Raw genomic sequence first — 17,440 nt, forward strand, 5'->3', positions numbered from 1 at the left:
ATTAGCTTTACTTCCACTTGTTTACATGTTCTACTTTGTTCTGAAACTGTGCAGCCAGCGATTTCATCCTTGACTGTAAAATAAGTTTTCGACCTTCGATGGTTCTGGTAAATATTAAATCGCAAGAACCTACGTGGTGTTCCCATTGGTTTTTAAAATGTTCGGCAAGATTTTTATTCCTGCCGATGAGCTCGGGTACGGCATGATAATCTTTCTGTTTGATAAACAGCATAAACTTGTTCCGCCTGATCATTACATAACGTGGATTATCGATAGGTGCAACCACCTCTTGCAGTGCATTAATAAAGATAGATTTTTCGAAAGTTGTTCCTCCTTCCAAATGACAAAAAACGGCACCATATTTATCTATGCTGCTTTCTACATAAATTTTTGAAATGTCGGTTTTGATTGCTCCGGTTTTAACAAGCGAATTTAGCAGCGCTTCACCAATTTGCCGGATATCTTTTGAAATATCCCTGTATTTAATGTAAAGGCTCAGGGTTCGATAGGTTAAGCCACCAAATATAATAATCCCTAAAGTTCCGATAATTGCTAAAATAATATAGATATCATTAAATGATCTGATGTTTTTAGCGCCCCTTAGAAAAATTTCAAGGCTTTCCAATCCAAATCCGGCTAAGCCCGAAAATAAAGTGGCCGAAAGATAGGCGATGGTTTTATTCAGGTACATTGCTTTCACTTCCTGATAGCCAAGTTCCTCTGCAAATGGTATTTTTATTTCTTCAATCAGGTTTACACCACTTTCGAGTGCCAGTTTCCAGCGTTCTTTTAAATTTTCCCTGTTCGCTGCATAGCTGAACATTTCATCGTTCTTTTTCTCTGCTTCGGTTGGCAGCACAATATTTTCGGGTAGGTTTAACCGGTTTAGCCCATTTTCAATGCCGGGTTCTTCCTTAAAAGAAACACCAACGAAACTTTTAAAGCGTCGCTTCAGTAAATCAAAGTCATTGCCACCAGTTTCGGCCGTTGGATCTATGGTTACCAGGTGCCAGATGTTTCCGGTTTTACCTGCATTGCCGTGCTGTGTTCTAATGGCCCTTCCGCGCATCTGATTGGACGAAACAAAGGAACCGACAAAACTGGCGAGTATCAGCGAATTGATAGCAGGTGCATCCCAACCTTCGCCCAATAAAGACTTTGTGCCTATGAGTACTTCAATTTCCCCTTCCTGAAAAATTTCGGTTACAATATGGATCAGGTCGTTTTTAAGCTGTTCGGTTTGCTCAATGATGATATAGTTCTTATCGTAAGGCAACGTTGATAAACTAATTTTTGAAATGCCCTTTTTAGCCGCTTTTGTTTTGAATGCACCAGAGGCTGTTTTTGGTATCATCACCATAGAACCGGTGAGTACGCCTATTTTTTTATCGTTGTGGTTTTCGCGCCTTAGTTTTTCAAAAATGGGAATTACGCCCATTTTGGTAAGCTCGAGTTTATTCTCGGGTGCGTTTACGTAAAATTCCCTGCGGATGTAATCAGATAGGATTACCATCCTCAATTGATGGTTGAGCTGTTTAAACTCGAAATCAACAATTTTGCAGATACCGGTTAGTTTGCTGATGCTTGAAGTTAAAAATCCTGTAATACGCTTACTGTTGGAAAAATCGATCTGTCGTTTTTCCATCGCACCACAGCGCCTCAACTTATTTTCGAGTTGTTTGCGATGTTCATCAAAAGGTTTAAAACGCTCTTTTTCCTGATAGAGATAGAAATCCAGAAGTTTTTCCAGCCAATAGTAATCGAGCGGAGGGATTTCGGGTTTATCGTCACCTATCACCTCGGTATGCAGCTCGTGGATTTCCCTTCCGTTGGCGTGTAGAAAGATTAAACAGGCAGAGTAACAGGCCAGATTGGTATAGATCCATTCGAGGTGTTCAGTTGGGTGTACCCAGATCGGGTGGTTTTCTATTGCCGCAATAATGGTTTTATCCTGCCTGATTTCGTGGAATAACTGTTCTATATTTTGCCTGAACTGCTCAATGTTTTTATTCTCGGTTTCGGTGGGGAAGGTAAAGTGCACATAATCCTGGTGCGGACATAAATCGCCTTCTATTACCAGTTCGGGAACCGATATTTCGGCATCAACCGGACCGTTAAATTCGAGGTACCGGAACCACTCTGCCGGGGTAACATCATAAGGAGGGGTTGCCGTTAAGCCAACTGTAATGGGATCGAGTTTTTCTTTTACCCTGATTAGGGTTTGCCACCATTCGTTTTTTAAATGGTGGGCTTCATCAACCACAATGGTATTAACCTGCTGTAATTTTAAACCGTTTACAATGTTATCAAGATTGGGGTTTGATGATTTTAAACTTTCTACGGCATCTTCCTCTTCTTCTGTTTCTTCCTCTTCCTTTACGCGCAGGTTATTACATGCTGCATGCAGGCCCTGAAAAGTTACCACTGTTAAAAACCTTGGATTTCTGATGTCTTTCGAAATCCAGTCTGGCACGGTTTCAACCTGGAGAAAAAGATCACAGAAACGCTGTATCCATTGGTTTCGTATGGCAATGGTTGGGGCGAGGATCAGTGTTGGTTTATTTAAGCGGATAGCTACTTCGAGCCCCAAAACCGTTTTGCCCGAACCTGGTGGCGCAATAATATGCAGGTGCCGGTTGGCAATATAATCATCTAATTGATCGAGAACCCGTTGCTGATACTTTCGCCAACCGGATATAAATTTTATTTCTTCAGGATAGGAGGTCAATTTTTAAACGGATTAATATAACGCTTTCTTGTTTGTTAGATGGTATGTAAGCATGGCTGTTACAGCTTACTCTACATAAAACCATGGGATATTAAATAAACCCTTTTTTAGATCGATATTTATGGTTTGACCGGTCTGGATTCCGTTGTACTGATCGCTTGTAACAGAAATTTCTTCCTGATCGTAATGATGGCCCCAGGGCGTAACTTTTAGAATATAGGATTTCGACCCTCTGCTACCCCTGCTAATCCTTTTATTTACAACCTCAGCTTGGTAAACAGTCGGTTCTGAATTGTCGTAAACACAGTTTGCCCCATAAGTGCCTGCATAACTATAAAGAAAAACATTAACAATAAGCGATAGGTAAATCCAGGTTTTGCTTTTATCGGTATTGATGATATGATTATGTGTAGCAAAAAGAATGATCAGCATGATTGCAAAGGCTACGGTACCGGGGATGATCAAACTATAAAAGCTTTCAAATTTATAATCGATAATTACACGGAACAGGATAACCCATGCGGCAATGTCTATAAAATCGGCTACATCGTATTTATCATTTCCATCCTTGTCTTTCCAAATTTCTACCAAACTGGCAATACTTGGCCTGCCTGTTAAACCATTTAATACAAGGCCAATAATTGGTATGCAGAGCAATACTGTAAAAAGGATCTCGTAAGGTTTTGGGAAAAATAAGAACCATACACTTAAACCAACGGTAAGGTATTCTAACCAGTTGAGTTTATGGAAGGTTAATTTAGAGAAGGTAACTTTACTGCGCTGTTGTTGTCGTCGGTTTCTTCTGACTTTGCTCATATTAATTACCTGTATTTTTCAAAACCTGTTTCAAATAACTTTGAAAATTACTGTAACCGTTTTTTTCGGGATGTTCAAGGTCTAGCATCTCTCCATTGCCCGTATCGAATATTTGCCAGTCGTAAATTTTAGCAATTCTTATTAATTCAAAAAGTGCTTCTTCGCCGTAAAGTCTAAATAATTTATTGCTTACAGGTTCGCTATCAAAAAAATAATCTATAATGTATCCTTTACCTTTTATTTCCCTATGATTTTTGTTAGCGATAATATTGATAAAATGCTTTTCTAGAATAATGTTAAAATCTATTGCTACAAGTAACTCTTCGTCTACTTCTTCAATAGTGCTTATTTTTTGTCTGGAGCTAAATATTACAATGTCCCAACTCATAGCGGATGATTAGTGAATAATGTTAAGGTCTGTATTAAGAGTAATTTCCCCCTAGTGCAATCCTGTATTGGCAACAGGCATTATGCAATTTGAACAATTCTAGCATTTTCACATTCAGGATTTGTTTTCACAAAGTTCTCAATTGATTTATGCATCTTTTCAAATGAATGATCGTAAAAATATAATGCTGTTTCTGTATTACCATTCCAATAGCGTAATACTTCACTTTTAATATTTGTTAATCTACATATTTCAACAGCTATGGCTTCTGAATCTGAATTTTTATATACTTCATCAGATAGATTTATTCCGTCAAGATAAATTGCTAATCCTTCATTTACACCAAAAGGAATTTTTTCCTCAGTCTTTTCTATTAATAAGGTTGAGCCTTTGGGAGCCCCAAGCTCTTCTAGTTTTTTAATGATTTGTTTTATTACTTCTTGGTCTATTTGATCTGAATTTAGACATATTTCAATATCACAATATTCAATTTCACCAGTTTCTTGTTGTAATGTTCCTCCCCCTGTTACTTCTCCGTAATTCATTTTCTTTAGAAACTCGTCTAACGGGTCTTCGTAAACGTCACCTCTAGTCATGGGCATTATTTTATCATTTAATGTTGCTACAATATAATTACCTAAAACCTCTGGTTCTGTTTCTTCCTCCTTATTTTTAAATAGGTTTCCAAATATCTTCTTTAACATATATTTATCTGTCTTTTAATTTTGCTGTTAACACTTAAATTTCGCATGCCCATATTTCCAGAACTTTAGTAACGAAAAACTTTTGTATGGATTAACTATTGTATGCTTTGATATGCCTTAAGTGTTTGATTTGATAATTTAGATTGAGCGCTTGATGTTGTTTTAGTTACCACAAGATAGGAATTTAGTAGGTTTTTAAGCAATCAATTCAACAATTAACCACTTAAGATATTTAAGTAACATATAAGTTCCGATAGTCACTGATTAACTGTCCCCAAAAGTTACAAGCCCTCTTAAATAAACCCGACAGCAGTGGTTCCGATCCTTCATCGGAAGTAGCGAATGGCGGGGCTGCCTAACCCGAAAAGCACAGAACCCATCGTTTCCAAACCCTCTACTATTTCGAGTTGGCTTTTCAGTTAAACAACTAAGCACTTAACCATATAAGAAATATAAGGCCATATAAGTTATAACCCTAAACATGTCACGTAAGCGGTAAAATGGAACATATAATACGTAAGACGCTCCAATAACCATCTTACGTCAAAAGAAATAGTCATAAAAGCGCCTTCTTATTGTCACGATTGCCCCTCGTGCGCGTGGTTTTCCCGTTGTAACTTTATCATAAATAAGAAACCAAATGAGAAAGATAAAAATAATGGAACACATCTCGCTCGATGGCGTGATGCAGCACGAAAACAGTGAAGATTTTGCACATGGCGGATGGACCAATCCTTATAGAAGTTTAGAAGGTTTAACCGCAGTACTGGAAGCACAGGGTACGAATATCGATCTGTTGCTGGGCCGCAAAACCTACGATAGCTGGACCCAGTACTGGCCAAAGGCAGGCGATAACCCGATGGCGAACAGTTTAAATAATGGTAAAAAATACGTGGCCACGCATAGGCCTGAAAGCCTCGAATGGGGACCCGTTGAAGATTTAGGCACAGACATTATTACCCGTATTCGCGAGCTGAAATCGACCGAAGGCCCTGATCTGATTGTGTATGGAAGTTCGACGGTGGTTGCCGTACTGTTAGAACACGGGCTGGTTGACGAGCTTGTGCTGATGGTATACCCCATATTGCTAGGTACAGGCAAACGTTTCTTTTCGGATAATGCCGATGCACGCGAGCTGGCTTTTGTAAGTACGAAAACTACGCCCACAGGGGTACAGCTGAACACTTATAGGTATGTTGGAAAATTGGTGAAGGGTTAGTCTGAAGTTTGGATTTCTAAAAAGAGAGCCAGAAGAAGATCAGTTTGGAATTGAAGGTTTTTGGAGGGCAAGGGCTGTAATCCTTAGCTTGGCTCCGGTCCTGCTGTCCGTTTCACTTCCATCAGGGCTATTTAACGATGGCCGTACCTCGAAAACACGGGAAATGACGGGCAATCTTTTGATCGGCTGGTCAGAAGTCGGAGGTTCGGGTCTAAATGTGCATTGATTTGTCATTGCGAACCGAAGGCTAGGGATTGTGAGGTGGTGTGAAGCAATCTATTTTGTGAATTAGTCAGAGGCTTGAAGTTTCGACTAGTAACCAGGTAGATAATTCTGCACAACACCTTAAACAGAATCAGATTAAGGCCAATCGTTTTCTACCCGAAACTATTGCCGCTAACATAGAGATCGAAATCGATGGAAAGCCCAAGGTTGTGCATTCTGGTAATGCTTTCCCTTTTGATACTCGGGCCACCAATCATTCCATTGCCATTATGAATATCCATTGCCACCTGAATGTAGCCTTCAGCTTTTTCTACAAGTTCGCTAACTCCTTTCTTGTCTGTTTCCAGATAGGTTAATAACTTATCGAGCTTATCTTCAAATTCATCGGGCTCGCTATTGGGCATTATTTTCAGCGCGCTAAAGTTATATGCCGATCTGCCGTTTTTCTTTAAATCTCCAATGTTCCAGCTCTCATCAACCGATAAGCTACACATGGCTTTAAGCTCCGTTTCTGAGAGATTTTCGGAAGTGGCCAAAAAATAAACCTGATGATTGGGTTCAGTACTTATAGTGATTATTTCGCCCGAATCACTATCGATATATACCGTAAAGTAAAACCGTTCATCAAGCACCGGTAAGTAAGCTATAATGAACTTGTCACGGTCGCGGTCGATCCGCGTGATCTGTAATTTATTATTGATGTAGATTGGCGCATGGATTTCAAGATATTGTTCGGTTACCCCAAACGTTTTTTCCTGAAATTCCTTTTCAATTAGCGTGATAACTTGTTCGTCGGTCATTTATTGTTTGTGGTGCCTAAAGATAAGGTTTGATTGTTATTCCCTTAAACAAAATCAACCGGAAATCTTGATTATTCCCGGTTGATTAAGTGATTTAGAACCTTTAAGCGCTTAAAATATTATAATACAGCGAATTTAATCTTTCACTAACCTTACTGCACAGCCTGTAGTTTTACTATAATCGGTTACACGCGGTTCGCTGTATTTGTTAAAGTCAAGGTAGTAGGCAAAGCTGTCGCCGCTTGATTTGGTCGTGCTCGACCACCAGTAGCTTAGCCATACCCCGTACTTGAAAGATTGGCCACCGCCATATTCATCGCCGCCTGCACTGCCATTAGTCAATAAATTGAGCCCCGATGAGTTATCGCCATTGCCATGCGCAAATTTGTACGAATCTTTTACGTCCCAGCCGGTAGTGCCGCGCATTTTTTTACCTGCTACCTTTTCCCCGCCTAAAGCTGCAATAAGCGTTAAAAATTCATTGCTGCTTGGCACATGCCAGCCAGCAGGCGCTAAGCCACGGCGATCGGTAACTGCATAAAAGTTGTACAGCTTTCCGTATTTCTTCTCATTACTGCTATCGAAATTAAGGTAACAATAAGCCGGAATCTTTTCCCTGCTTACTTTTTCCCATTCTTTTTGGTTGGCTGCATAATAAATCTGCTCGCCGTTTCTATAGGTACTCACGTTTAAATTGGTGCTTGTCCACACCTGGTTGCCAATTTTTACCGGACCTGTAATTTCTGGCGAGGCATTGTATATTTCTTTTAACTGCGCCGCTTGCGCCGCATTACAGCTCCAAACAAAGTTGGTCGGTTGTATACCGCCGCTTCTTTTTAAACATTCGTTAGTAGCTATTGCATCGGCCTCTTCTTTGGTTTTTGCTATACCCCAGCCAAATGCGGTACCCACATTGCCGTTTATGGTGCGGTAGGCGGCACAGCCTGTACCCGAATAGGTTAACACAATGCTACAAGATCCACCACGTTTGTTGCATTCGTCAACTGCTCTCTTCTCCGCCTCTGCCAGGTTTGGCTGATCGAACGAAAAACCATAATAAAAACCATTAGATCGGTCTACAGCTAAAGCGCCGTATTTGGTTTTAACAGGAGCAGCTGTTTTGGTTGCTGATTTTTTAACCTGCGCCATCACACCAGGTGCCGTTACCAATAGCACAAGCACTAATGCCATTGGGAGGAGTTTAGTTATTTTCATGTCTTAATTAGTTGTTTATTACAAGCCAATTTCCCAATCATGTCACTTAACATCAATACCTTTTATTGGGTATATTTTATGAGTTTTGGCAGAAGTTAGGAGACGGGGCTGAATTTTGGGTTTCTCAAAGCATAGAGGATCAGAGAGCCTTTTGGAGCGCAAGGGCTGTAATCCTTAAGTCAGAAGACAGGTGTCCGGAGTCGGAAGTCTAGGCTTATAAAAATGAATCCATTTGTAATGGCGAACGGAAGGGCAGGATGGCGCGGTGGCGTAAAGCAATCTGTTTGATGATTTCAGCCGCCTTATATCCACTTAATGGGTTAATCACGGTTTTTATTTAACCGATCCCAAAAGCTGTTGTTGTCTAATTTGCTAAAAAGACCTTCAGTAAGGTATATATCCAGAAATTTTAGAATTGAAGTGGTCTGTACAGTCATTTCCTGAGATCCATGATCGTCGTTTATAACTTCATATTGACCTCCTTCCTGGAGTTGGATTAACCATTGGTCGCTGTTGATCATATATTCAGCAAAGTGGAAAATATTGTTTGCTAATTCGCTTTTATAATCAACCGCCTCATGTACTGGAATTACCCTGAATAACCAATCATCGGTGTTAAATCCGTTGCAAAATGTATAGAATTCAATAAGGTCTGGTGGAAGGGGATAACTAAGCTTTAGCTCGAGCTCTGTAAGGTCTTCACCGCTACAGGGAGCGTTAAAGGTAATGCCCAGTTCGTTCACTTCATCTTTCTTACTTTCAAAAAGTTGTTTGAACTTATTCATGCTTGTATCGATGCCAGGTTTTGTGCTCAAATTATTCCCATCGTAATCAAATTTATAAACTCTGTTCTCAAAGTCTTTGGCCATAATAAAATGCTCAATAAGTTCAAAAGACTGTTCATCAGCAGTCGTTACAAAGATATCAGCACCGCCTTGTTGCCAAAGTATTTTACCGTCTCTGTCAAGTCGTGAAATTTCGAGCTCACCATGAATAATATATGTGTCCTGATATTTATAAATTTCAAAGCAGGTAGCTCCGTCGGCTTGCGTACGCCATAATAAGGCCAGATCAGGAATTGATAAACAAAAAATGGTGTCAGAACAACAGATTAAGAGTCTGTCATCTTCTATTATTGTTGAGGTTTCGTGAATTGATGTTCCTCCACCAATAGCTCCTATAGCCGCACTTTTGATTAATGTGCCGTTCTTAAAAACTTTTATTCCATAAATTGACGTAGAGCGATATTTAGATTTTTCGAAATAAGCAAAATCGTAATGGTTAACATGATCAACCGATCCCTCTGTAAATGTTTCATCGTCGTAAATGTTAATGTGATATTTATTGGTTATGTGGTTTATCATATAATTGCCGATAACATTTTTGAATTGTTCTTAAATTTATTCTAAGTTATTTTCTTCGTCAGCATTGGTGGAGTCGTAAAGTATTTTTAACTTATTAATTTGCTTTTCTCTGTTAAATTTCTCGTCGAAAATATAAGCGGGGATAAAACCAACTATCCAAATGGTAAATGAAATAAGATTATTGTAATTAAATATTGCAGAAAGAACTCCGGTAGAAATAAAAACAAGGAATCCAATCAGAGAATAGTAATTGGCTTGTTTGAGTTTTAAAATGTAATTGTCGTCTCTAAAATTTTGCTTAAATGCGAAATTTATTAAAGGAAACCAGATGAAATAAAATAAATTCTTTTGTAATAGGTTCAAATCGTCTGAAATGTTACGTTTTATAAACGTTACTACTTTTTCTATCTGTGAGTCTTTATAGTGGTTAATGTCTTGTTCAGAAACCTCCCGGCTTGCAAGTTCTGCCAGGGCAATACTAACTGCCAGGGCTGTATAGTTAAATTTATTATCAACTATCTCTAAAAGTTCGACTGTAGAAAGCTTTAGGTAGGTTTTTTTTAATTCTTCGGGCGTCATTTTAATGGTGCTGGCTTTAGGTGTAACCAATTGAGATCTTTAGTATTCAATTATAATCAAAAATGGCCAGATTATTTGGTCAATGCGTTTTTATACCATGTGCTTTTATATATTTAGTTAACGCTCCTCTTTTTTATCCTATATTTATTTAACCAGACTCCTTAGCTCAGTTGGTAGAGCAACAGACTCTTAATCTGTGGGTCCAGGGTTCGAACCCCTGAGGGGTCACTAGCCTTAATAAAACAAAACGCCCACACCTTTCAGCATGAGCGCTAGCTGTTTGTTTTATTTTCTTTAATGCTTTATATCAGCAGGGGCATTGGTGGTAGAATCTGCTACAGCATCGGTACTTGTACTGTCAATTACCTTGGTGGTATCAGTGTATTTATACGTACTATCCGCATTTTCCTGATCAGCCTTTTTACCAGTACAGGCTGACAATGCTAAACCAAATGCGGCTACTAAAATTATTATTTTCGTTTTCATATCAAATGTTATTGGTGTACTAATATAATCCGTTTTAAAACGCAATTGTTTTGATAATGGTTGAATTAGTCGGTGACCGAGGGCGGAAGTTTAGATATATTTTTCTCTTAACCACAAAGACCACGGAGAGAAAGCACAGAGGGCACAAAGTTGGGGGGCTGCAATTATGCTCTGCCCATTCTTCATTCTCGCGCATGCGGGAACCACGGAGTGCTCAGCGAAGCTAATCTTAATGGTGTTGTGTTTTACCTCCAAGAGCACGAAGAAATCAGTCTGAAAAATTTCGTCATTGCGAACTGAAGGCAGGGTTGCTTCGGTGGCGTGAAGCAATCTTTTTAACAGAATATTGAAGGTGATCGTCACCCTGACCTGTAGCGCAGCGGAAAGCTACGCAGTAAACCGAGCCTTATGCGAGTTCACCGAAGGTAATTTATTTCAGGGTCTCTCTAGTAATTAACTTATCTGTATACAAATTAAATTCTTCTTTCAGCAGCTTAATTATAAATTTTTGCTATATTTATGTCGCGAACACAGTTAGGCATTTATTTAATTTTTTTAAGATGCATCTAACAAAAAATCAAATTACTTTAGCTAAACTGGAGTTTAGTTATCGCACACTCAAAAGGCCTTTTAATGTAAACCTGGTCCAAAATTCAATTCAATTTTTAAAACAGCTCCGAGGCAAACCATCATCTGGTAAAGAATGCGATTGGTATGTGCTTTTTGTAAACCAAAACCACGAGGTTTTTTGCTGGCACAAGCTAAAGCAACAGGCCAAACCAATTAACTGCATACAGCAACTGGCGGGCTTGGCTGTTGCCTGTAATGCTTATGGTGTACTGGTGGTAAACTATTGCGATGTGAAAAGCATTAAGGTTAACCCCCTCGACGAACTTTTTGTAAGCACCTGTTTTAATACCTGTGCAAAGCTAAACATCGAAATTATTGATTATGTAATCTGTAATGCGCAAACGCATTATAGTTTTAGGGATGGGTATAGGGATTAAAATACAACTGGGCTGTTGAAAGACAGCCCAGTGTATGTAAGTTTGTTTTATCGTTATTCGTCGGCCAATTCGTCATTGCGAACTGAAAGGATGGGTAATGAGGTGGCGTGAAGCAAGTCTTTTTGAAGAAACTTAAAAATTGTTGATAGCCAGTTGCTTTACTGCATGTTTGGTGTCTTCAAAGTTATTTGAATTTGTTAATGTCTAAAACGATTGATGATTTACGAAGATTCACAATAAAATGGCAACACCTGTAGCTTCATTAGACTTTGTCATCAGCCAAGTCCGAAACACCAGGCTGAGTGTAATCCAATTTCGAATAGTTCATTCGGATATAGCCATCACTGCTATATACTTTATAAGAAGGATCAACAGCAGTCATACAAGCCCGAAATAAGCCTAATTTTGAAAAGCTAGGATGTGTACGTCTGATTTGAGGTAAGTATTTTAAACTGGTTTGAAGAGTTGCTTCTATATAAGCTAGATTATTATATCCATTAAAAAATAATTCAGAAATGATGACATCAGAAATATATGAACCTGCACCTGCAAAATGAGGATAATCATTAAGAAATTCCTGAAAAATCTGCAGCGTTAATTGATCACTATTTATATCATTAATTGTAGTTTTTATAAGGGACTTAAAATTTATGTCTAATAGTTCATCAAATGTTCTCTGCCCATCTAGAATAAATAATATTTGAGAAGTATTTAGGTAGAAATTTTCAACATAATGTAAGTGAGCATTTTTACTTTTTTGCATCCAATCTCCCTTTGTGACATCATAAGTCAAAAAAACTAAATCAGTTTGATTAGATTTTGCATAATTGAGCATTTCATGATAAATAACAAAATCTCCATAAGGATCTTCTGATTTTTCTTTCCGTTCATAACAGCCTGGAAAGGTTTTAAATTGTTCTTTATCAAAATCGGACTTATCAAGAAGTTTGATAAATTCATCAAATTCTTTTTTAATAGCATTAAGATACTCATCTGGAAGTGGTTGTAATAATTCAAGTTTATTGAAAATCTTGATAAATTCGTCCTTGTATAGTATTTCAGATGTAGAGACGTTTTTTGATCCAATTGCCGTTTCGATCTCAGTTAACAGATTTTTAGCGCTATCATGTAGTTTTTTCAATTTCTTATCTACATCAGGATAGTCAATAAGTTTCGATTTGTTCTTTTCTTGAAAATTTGAGATATTATCGAGAATACCAGAGGAAAAATTTTCTGGAATAGTTTTGGTTACCTCGTTACTAAAAGTATTTATTACATTTTCCCTATTCTTAACAAATTCCCATTGGACTTGAGCTGTCAAAACAATCCTTTTTTCATAGTCTTTGAAAAATTGAAGCAGTTTTTCACGAGCTTTGAAGGAAGTACTGTAGATTCTTAGGAGTACATTTGTATCTAAGAATATTTTATAATCACCCTTTAGATTACTTGCATTCTCAAAACCATTATAATACTTATCCAAAACCTCATTATGAGATTTTATTGTTTGCTTGAATCGTTTTGCCCCAAATGTTAATAGTTGAACTGGGACAGTATTTGTTATTTCAGTCTGCTTACTCATTGTGAGAGATTAATTTCCTGACAAAATAAGAATTTATTATTGTGGGCCAAAATCGTATTTTGCAATTTAAATTGGCATTCACGGAAATAGGCATAAAATCTGTAACCCATTCTAGAGCAAATCTTAACGGGCAGAATAGTAGGGTTGGGTTGACTTGTACTTTCCATGTTAAGGCTAAATTGAGGTTATAAATATTAATGCCTCCTCGGAGCTGATCTTGTATGCGGACTTACGTAAGTTCCGTTTTTTCGCGTATAACCTTTTACATGTACGGTTCCTCCTGATGAGGTAGTTGATCTGCTCGTAGAACTAGAAGATACACTTGATGTATTATTCTTGATTAGTTTACCATATCGATATTGTATAACAGGTATTCCGTCATAGACGTAACCATACTCATCCGTAAATTTAAGATTGTCAGCTTGTTCTTTAGATAGCTTCTTTAATTTTTTCCAAGTTCTAAGTTTCGCGCTATAGCCAGTGATGGATCCATATTTTATAAATGCATTTTTTGTACCCCTTGAATAAACAAAAGCTTTGCCTGACGCTATTGAAGATGATTGATCGATTTCATTTGATGTACTGAATATTGGAGTTTCTGCATCAGAAACGGTAAGGTAATAATTTGTTGTACAGCTTGATAGTGTCAGTAATGCTGCAAAGAATAAGATGTTGAAGTGTTTCATATTTAATTAGTGATTATTATTAAGTCCACTAATGTAAATACCAAAAAGAATCAAACAATACGGGAAACCGTACTCATTTCGGCGCGAGTTTTAGCCGGTATGATAGTAGAATTGGGTTGACTTGTGCTTTTCAGAATTGGGATAGATAAACTTATTCACAGTTCATTGATACTGTAGATATTATTTTACACGCATCACATTTAAAGTCATACTGGTTGTTAAGTTGTGTTTTTAAATTCCATTTCTTATTACAACCCGGACAAGGCCTTGTCAGTTCATCTCCTTTATATTTGTTGTAATTATGTAAATAATAAAGAGTTGGGATTGAAGTCAACTCTTCGATTTTCTTGCAAATTTCGAGCCCCTGTTTGGATAGTTCAGAATCAATTTCTTGCATCTGTTGTAAAGCCCAACGTTCTCCAACTTCACAATTCATTTGCAAACTGTCGCACGAAATATAATTTGTTTCCCAACTTAAAATAGGCATATAGCCATGATCGTAATAAATTGGTAATCTATAAAGAGGAACTGATTTAAAGCAAGTCCCACAAGTTAACGGAGATTTGATTGTGATATAATTTGTAATCAGAATATAGAAATCAGGTTTTTTACATTTGCAAGGAGATTTATAACTATTATACGACTTTCCTATAGTTTTATATTTCAGCTTAGCATTACAGATATCCTCAATTGTTTTTGTTTGTCTATTTACATAGAAGTTATTAAATTTCTTATGGAGAGAATTTTTCTCAAGCGTGAAGGGTAAACAAACTATTTTGTCGTTTTTAATATACTGAGATTCTATTCTTCCTTGTGTCTGTCCATTTCCACGATAAAAAGACATCAGTACATTAAACTCATCAATAAGTTCATCTTTATCCAATTTTTTTGTCATTATATCAATTGATATTTCTTGAATATACATGGTATCTTTTATGATTACAGGAATGTTCTAATTTAAGTATAATAAAAAGAATCGTATCGGTTGGCTCAAAATCAATTTGCTTTAGATATTATTTTAAAAACACATTCAGTCTTTTGCGCCGTCCTCAAGTACTAATACTTGCGCCCCGATAGTTTTATAAAACCCAAAGAACAAATCGGTATCTGGTTTTCTATAGCCATTTACTATGCATGCATTATAAATCTGTTATCTTTGCAGCGTTTAACCGTTTATCCGCATTCATTAACTTATTTCATGGGCAAAAATAGCATCGGCTCTACCATTTCGTACTTCTTTTTAGGCGAGTACTTTTCTGATGCCCTGCGCACCACCATTACCGTGGTATTGCCTATTATTTTATTCTTTTACCTGGGCAACCCCGAGGCGGCAAAAGGAATAGGAGTCGGGGCTTTGTTAATCAGCCTGACTGATTTGCCCGATAACCGCCTGAATAAACTGAAAACAGCCTTATCCAGTATCATCGTGTTTTTCCTGGCCACATTGGTGGTCTCATCCGTATTGTACAATCCATACCTTACTGCGGTGGTAATGGTTATTGCGGCTTTCGGTTGTTCCATGTTTGCGGTGTACGGGCAAAAACTATCGTTGATTGGCACCATGGCGCTGATTGTATGCACTTTTGTAATGGGGCTTCATCCGGCCAGGCCGATGTATTTCAGTAGTTATATTTTGGTGGGTGGTGTGTGGTATTATGTCATCAGCCTGATCCAGATTTTAATACGACCTTACCGCTCGCTGCACCATGCCATTTTTGAATGTTTGATGAGCAGTGCCGCATTTCTAAATGCAAAGGCTAAAAATTATGATGTGGATGTGCCGCTCGATCTGCAACAGAAAGAAGCCATTAAACTGCACATCAAGGTAAACCAGAAACATGAACTGATCCGCAATTTGTTGCTTACCGATAAGTATGCCATGAATCCCGATAACCCCAAAGGCCAGTTGTTGTTGGAGCGGGCCAGGTTACTGATTGATTTATATGAGCAGTTGAACGCCGTACATTACGATTACGCTTTGGTACGAAAAACTTTGGCAACAGGCCCGAGCCTGAAACTGATTGCCACTTTAATAGAATTGCTGGCCAAAGAGCTGGAGCAACTGGGCAGGCACGTGCGTTCGGCAAAGGCTTATAAAGGTGAGGTGGCCACCAATATCGAATATTACCAGAAACGCCTGATGTTATTGCAGGAAATGGAGCGTTTAAACGAAACGCAACGCAAAATTGTGCTCAAAGTGGTTTCGAACATGAACGATATTGTACGTATTATCGAAATGATAAGAGGCAATGAGCGTACGCCACAGAAACACCTGCAGGAATTGAGTGGGCCGATTTCCTATCCCTTATTTATTACCGGCGATCGTTTTTCGATTAAGGAGCACCTTACCTTAAAATCGCCCATCTTCAGGTTTTCGCTACGCTTGGCCATCTGTTTTCTTTTTGGTTTTTTGCTCATCTGGCAATTAGAACCAAGTAAATACAGCTATTGGCTTTTTCTTACCCTGGTTATTGTGGCGCGGCCGAAGTTTTCGATTACCTGGAAACGGAATCTGCAGCGTTTAAAAGGAAGTATGGGTGGGGTTGTAATTGGATTGATTATTATTTATTTTGTGAAAAGCCCGGCGGTGCTGTTATCATTCTCGGTTATTTTTCTGTTGGGCTTTTATGCCTTTAACCGTTTAAATTATACTGTAAGTGTATTGTTTATTACCCCTGCCGTAATTTTAACATTAGGTAGTTACCAGGGCCATTTCGATCATATTGTGCACGATCGGATTATCTTCACTGTACTGGGCTGTGTAATTGCCATTTTTGCCACTTATCTTTTCCCAATTTGGGACAGCCGCCAGTTGAAAGAGAAAATAAGCAAAGCCACAAAAGACAGTTTGCATTATTTGCAGGTAGCGATAGAAAGGAAGGAGAACATGGACGAGAATATCTCACGCATGGCCAGAAAAAACGCTAACCTGAGTTTATCTTCATTAAGCGAAGCCATTGAGTCGGCCAGCCAGGAGCCGATGCGGAAACATATCGATTTTAATGGCTTGTATGGGGTACAGTCTACCATTTACCAGATTAATGCCATCATCACTTCTATTTACCTTTCTGTTAACCATAAACCAGAGCAAGCCGACCCATTGCTGGTTACACAAATTGTTAGCAACCTGAGTAACGAAGCTATATTAAAAAATGATGTAGTACCACGTGTTGATGTTATGGATGTAAATCATGATGATCATTCTACCAGGCAGAAGCTGGCGCACATTGCGGCTTTATCGTTGGATTTTAAGCGGTTTAGTGCTGGTTTTTGGGGCTGAGTTTAATGTTTGTCAGTCTGAGCGGAGTCGAAGACTTTGTCAATAGATCAATTTATTTGTTTTTTGGAAATGAAAGGGCAGTGGGTCTTAGCAGATTGTAGTCCTGCTTTTCATTACAAGTCCGCTCCCGATGAAAAATCGGGATTGCGGGCTTTCCATTCCAATCAGGTTTATTCACGAAGTTCAGTGCTGGTTTTGGGGGTTAAAGTTAATTGTTTGTCAGTCTGAGCGGAGTCGAAGACCTTCTCAGTCGTTAACTTTTAAAATGTATTTATACGTAAAGGATCCTTCGACTACGCTCAGGATGGCATATTCCAATAGAAAAATCGTCATCTCGACTGGAGTGCAGTCCCGAACTTTCGGG

At 38.3% G+C, this 17,440-nt stretch carries 15 protein-coding genes and 1 tRNA gene; 4 read left to right on the forward strand and 12 right to left on the reverse strand.

Features of this window, described 5'->3' with window-relative positions:
- Positions 1 to 7: 7 nt before the first annotated feature.
- The 4 genes from HDC90_RS14870 to HDC90_RS14885 all read right to left on the reverse strand — a co-directional run bounded on the left by HDC90_RS14870 (position 8) and on the right by HDC90_RS14885 (position 4,636).
- Entirely contained in the window at positions 8 to 2,728 is a 2,721-nt protein-coding gene (locus tag HDC90_RS14870) for a DEAD/DEAH box helicase family protein (RefSeq protein WP_184467678.1), read from the reverse strand.
- A 66-nt stretch (positions 2,729 to 2,794) separates the two neighbouring features.
- Positions 2,795 to 3,544, reverse strand: a complete 750-nt coding sequence (locus HDC90_RS14875) for a hypothetical protein (protein WP_184467680.1) — start codon at positions 3,542 to 3,544, stop codon at positions 2,795 to 2,797.
- 1 nt (position 3,545) lies between these two features.
- Positions 3,546 to 3,932 (reverse strand): hypothetical protein, encoded by a 387-nt coding sequence (locus HDC90_RS14880; RefSeq protein ID WP_184467682.1) that lies wholly within the window; start codon positions 3,930 to 3,932, stop codon positions 3,546 to 3,548.
- Between the two features lie 80 nt (positions 3,933 to 4,012).
- On the reverse strand, positions 4,013 to 4,636 hold the full coding sequence (locus HDC90_RS14885; RefSeq protein ID WP_184467684.1) for a hypothetical protein: 624 nt from the start codon (positions 4,634 to 4,636) through the stop codon (positions 4,013 to 4,015).
- 640 nt (positions 4,637 to 5,276) lie between these two features.
- On the opposite strand from HDC90_RS14885, the gene HDC90_RS14890 reads away from it, so the two are divergent.
- A complete protein-coding gene (locus HDC90_RS14890) occupies positions 5,277 to 5,855 on the forward strand; it encodes a dihydrofolate reductase family protein (RefSeq protein ID WP_184467685.1) in 579 nt (192 codons plus the stop codon).
- A gap of 377 nt (positions 5,856 to 6,232) precedes the next feature.
- Here HDC90_RS14890 and HDC90_RS14895 read toward each other — a convergent pair whose 3' ends face one another.
- From HDC90_RS14895 to HDC90_RS14910, 4 genes are all read right to left on the reverse strand, one after another.
- Positions 6,233 to 6,880 carry a DUF4279 domain-containing protein gene (locus HDC90_RS14895; protein ID WP_184467687.1) on the reverse strand — a complete coding sequence of 216 codons (648 nt, stop codon included), beginning with the start codon at positions 6,878 to 6,880 and terminating at the stop codon, positions 6,233 to 6,235.
- 135 nt (positions 6,881 to 7,015) lie between these two features.
- Positions 7,016 to 8,071 carry an FISUMP domain-containing protein gene (locus tag HDC90_RS14900; protein ID WP_184467689.1) on the reverse strand — a complete coding sequence of 352 codons (1,056 nt, stop codon included), beginning with the start codon at positions 8,069 to 8,071 and terminating at the stop codon, positions 7,016 to 7,018.
- A gap of 344 nt (positions 8,072 to 8,415) precedes the next feature.
- Positions 8,416 to 9,459, reverse strand: coding sequence for an SMI1/KNR4 family protein (locus HDC90_RS14905; protein ID WP_184467691.1), 1,044 nt, complete (start codon positions 9,457 to 9,459; stop codon positions 8,416 to 8,418).
- Positions 9,460 to 9,495: 36 nt separating this feature from the next.
- On the reverse strand, positions 9,496 to 10,068 hold the full coding sequence (locus HDC90_RS14910; protein ID WP_184467693.1) for a hypothetical protein: 573 nt from the start codon (positions 10,066 to 10,068) through the stop codon (positions 9,496 to 9,498).
- A gap of 125 nt (positions 10,069 to 10,193) precedes the next feature.
- Here HDC90_RS14910 and HDC90_RS14915 point away from each other — a divergent pair.
- Positions 10,194 to 10,266: transfer RNA gene (locus HDC90_RS14915), tRNA-Lys, on the forward strand.
- Between the two features lie 66 nt (positions 10,267 to 10,332).
- Here HDC90_RS14915 and HDC90_RS14920 read toward each other — a convergent pair.
- A complete protein-coding gene (locus HDC90_RS14920; protein WP_184467695.1) occupies positions 10,333 to 10,524 on the reverse strand; it encodes an entericidin in 192 nt (63 codons plus the stop codon).
- Positions 10,525 to 11,084: 560 nt separating this feature from the next.
- Here HDC90_RS14920 and HDC90_RS14925 point away from each other — a divergent pair.
- Complete coding sequence (locus HDC90_RS14925) at positions 11,085 to 11,531, forward strand: hypothetical protein (protein ID WP_184467697.1); 447 nt, start codon at positions 11,085 to 11,087, stop codon at positions 11,529 to 11,531.
- Between the two features lie 262 nt (positions 11,532 to 11,793).
- On the opposite strand, the gene HDC90_RS14930 is transcribed toward HDC90_RS14925, so the two are convergent.
- The 3 genes from HDC90_RS14930 to HDC90_RS14940 all read right to left on the reverse strand — a co-directional run bounded on the left by HDC90_RS14930 (position 11,794) and on the right by HDC90_RS14940 (position 14,721).
- Entirely contained in the window at positions 11,794 to 13,110 is a 1,317-nt protein-coding gene (locus tag HDC90_RS14930) for a PIN-like domain-containing protein (protein WP_184467699.1), read from the reverse strand.
- 194 nt (positions 13,111 to 13,304) lie between these two features.
- Positions 13,305 to 13,796, reverse strand: coding sequence for a hypothetical protein (locus HDC90_RS14935; protein WP_184467701.1), 492 nt, complete (start codon positions 13,794 to 13,796; stop codon positions 13,305 to 13,307).
- 151 nt (positions 13,797 to 13,947) lie between these two features.
- Positions 13,948 to 14,721, reverse strand: a complete 774-nt coding sequence (locus HDC90_RS14940; RefSeq protein ID WP_184467703.1) for a Zn-ribbon-containing protein — start codon at positions 14,719 to 14,721, stop codon at positions 13,948 to 13,950.
- A gap of 273 nt (positions 14,722 to 14,994) precedes the next feature.
- Between HDC90_RS14940 and HDC90_RS14945 the strand changes: the two genes are divergently transcribed.
- A complete protein-coding gene (locus HDC90_RS14945) occupies positions 14,995 to 17,076 on the forward strand; it encodes an FUSC family membrane protein (protein ID WP_184467705.1) in 2,082 nt (693 codons plus the stop codon).
- Positions 17,077 to 17,440 lie beyond the last annotated feature (364 nt).

Source organism: Pedobacter sp. AK013 (genome assembly GCF_014205835.1).
In the GTDB taxonomy this organism is placed as follows: Bacteria; Bacteroidota; Bacteroidia; order Sphingobacteriales; family Sphingobacteriaceae; genus Pedobacter.